The sequence below is a fragment of the Streptomyces sp. NPDC057543 genome (genome assembly GCF_042801895.1).
GTDB lineage: Bacteria > Actinomycetota > Actinomycetes > Streptomycetales > Streptomycetaceae > Streptomyces.
Genome location: NZ_JBHVFF010000612.1, coordinates 1 through 1040 on the forward strand (window position 1 = coordinate 1; position 1040 = coordinate 1040).

Consider the following 1040-nt stretch of genomic DNA (forward strand, 5'->3'; position numbering starts at 1 on the left):
AACGAGCTGGTGCGTGATAGCGGGTGATGTGTTCTTGCTGGTGGGTGGCATGATCCGGATGTGGCGATCATGCTCAGTCGGACGGTTCTCGCGCATCAGGTGTTCACAGGGGTCTCCCGGAGGCATCTCGCCTCCCTGGTCGAGGAGTTGGCGGGACCGTGGCAGGCCGTGGTCGAGGGGCGTCGTCACGAAGCTCGCGGCGGGGACAGGAAGCGCGAGGCAGGAGCCGGTGCCCGGCATCGGCTGGTGTTCGTCGACCGGCTCGTGGCCACGCTGATTCACCTGCGGCACGATTTGCCGCATGCGGCGTTGGGGCTGTTGTTCGGCGTTGACCGCTCCACCATCACCCGTGCGATCGGCGAGATACGACGGCTGCTGGCCGAGCGGGGATGCGCGGTCCCAGACCGGCCCGGCCTGCGGCTGCGGACCCTGGCGGATGTGTTCGCATACGCCCAGGCCGAGGGCATCGAGCTGCGGTTGGACGCCACCGAGGTCCAGGTCCGCCGGCCCCCGGCCGGCCGCGGCGGGCGCCGTGCGTTCGTCTCGGGCAAGAAGAAACAGAACACGATGAAGGCCACCATCGTCGCCGACCACCAGGGCCGCACGCTCTGGACCGACGCCCTGCGGCCAGGGCGGATGCACGACGCGACCGCCGCACGCAACGAAGGCATCGGTACCTGTTTCCGGCACTTTCGCGACGTGGAGGTCCTCCTGGACGACGGCTACCTCGGGCTCCGCCGCGATCACCCCGGCCAGGCAGTGACCCCACCCAGGAAGGGAAACAAGATCAGCCCGCCCGAGGTCCTCGAAGCCCGCCTACGAGCCCGACACCGGCACTCCTCGAAGCGCATTACCGTCGAACACGCCCTCCCCGATCACAAACGCTGGAAGCAACTGGTCCGCTGGACCCACCGCCGGGAGACCCTGCCCGTCACCTACCGGGCCATCGCTGACCTCGTCTCCGACCGCAACACCACCGGCTGACACAAACCCCCAGCTCAGGCCCCCACGTCTCCAATGCAATCACGCACCAGCTCGTA

Annotated in this window: 1 protein-coding gene; it reads left to right on the plus strand. The window is 68.3% G+C overall.

What is annotated here, in order from left to right; translation table 11 throughout:
• The first annotated feature begins 69 nt into the window (after positions 1-69).
• Positions 70-984 carry a transposase family protein gene (locus ACFU8Q_RS41670; protein WP_384465497.1) on the plus strand — a complete coding sequence of 305 codons (915 nt, stop codon included), beginning with the start codon at positions 70-72 and terminating at the stop codon, positions 982-984.
• The last annotated feature ends 56 nt before the right edge of the window (positions 985-1040 follow it).

What these genes read in the sequence shown, in the direction of transcription:
- ACFU8Q_RS41670 (WP_384465497.1), top strand. Translation starts at nt 70, where the DNA reads ATGCTCAGTCGGACGGTTCTCGCGCATCAGGTGTTCACAGGGGTCTCC.